The following is a 1,166-nucleotide window of genomic DNA, read 5'->3' as shown; positions in this document are numbered from 1 at the left end:
GGTCCGTCCGCAGGGGAAATTCGACGCACCGGACCGGGGACACTCGATGCGACTGGGGGGACACATCGTTGACGGCTACGCACATCGACCCGACGCGCGCGGGCGCCGAACCGAGCCGGGGCATCGGCGCTCCGGACCTGTGCCGAATCACCGTGCTCACCCGGCACAGCCAGGTCGATCTGGCCGTGCCGCTGGGTGTACCCGTCGCGCTGCTCGTCCCCGGGATCGTGGATCTGGTTGCGGCACACCGCACCGACAACGATTTCGACTCCACCCCCGATCAGGTGGAGCCCGACCGGTGGACCCTCGCGCGCCTGGGCCGGGCACCGCTGTCCGGTGCGCTCGCACTCGAGGAACACGGCATCCGGGACGGTGAACTGCTCGTCCTCGAGAACGCCGCCGCGCCCGCGCCGCCACCGCTGTTCGACGACGTCATGTACCACGTCGCGGTCGCCGGCCGAGATCGCCTGCGCCGCTGGGCGGCGCCGGCCGCGCAGTTGGTCGCCGCGGTCGTCGCGGTCCTCGCCGTCGTCGTGGGTTCGGCGGCGCTGCTGCAGACCCCGGCCGGGAGCGAGCGCGTGATCGCCGGCGCCGCGACGGCGATCGCAACCCTGCTGCTCGTCGTCGCGGCCGCCGTCCTGCACCGCGTCTACCGCGACCGTGCGGTCGCGCTGCTGCTGTCGGTGTGTGCGATCCCGGCCGCGTTCACGACCGGGTTGCTCCTCGTACCCGGGGACTACGACCTCCCGCATCTGCTGCTCGGTGCGGTCCTCACCGGGACGGTCGCCGTGGTGGTCCTGCGCCTCGCCGCGGTCGGGACGGCGACGTTCACCGCGGTCGCGACGGTCGCGGCGGTGACCGCGATCGCGTCGACCGTCGCGGTGTACGTTGCAGTTCCGGTGGCCTCGGTCGGGGCCGGTCTCGTCCTGGCCGGGTTGCTCGCCGGGACGCTCGCGCCGCGGATCGCGATCATGCTCGCGCGGCTGCCGCTGCCACCGGTGCCGGCACCCGGGACGTCCCTCGATCCGGTGGTCGCGGACCCCGACGACACGAACCCGGCACCGACCTTCGACGAACTCGAAGCCGGTGCCGCCCTGGCCCGGTCCTATCTCACCGGCCTCGTGTATGCCGTCGTCGTCCTGACCGCCGCGGGTGCGTGGTGCGCG

At 73.3% G+C, this 1,166-nt stretch carries 1 protein-coding gene; it reads left to right on the top strand.

From position 1 onward, the window contains the following. Positions 1 to 68: 68 nt before the first annotated feature. Positions 69 to 1,166: type VII secretion integral membrane protein EccD (gene eccD / locus I0Q12_RS11295; RefSeq protein ID WP_231610455.1), on the top strand; the 1,098-nt coding region annotated here is incomplete at its 3' end.

Source organism: Rhodococcus sp. CX, from assembly GCF_015865005.1.
GTDB lineage: Bacteria > Actinomycetota > Actinomycetes > Mycobacteriales > Mycobacteriaceae > Rhodococcus.
The sequence above is the reverse complement of the archived record's forward strand: the minus strand, read 5'-3'. Positions and strand labels throughout refer to the sequence as shown.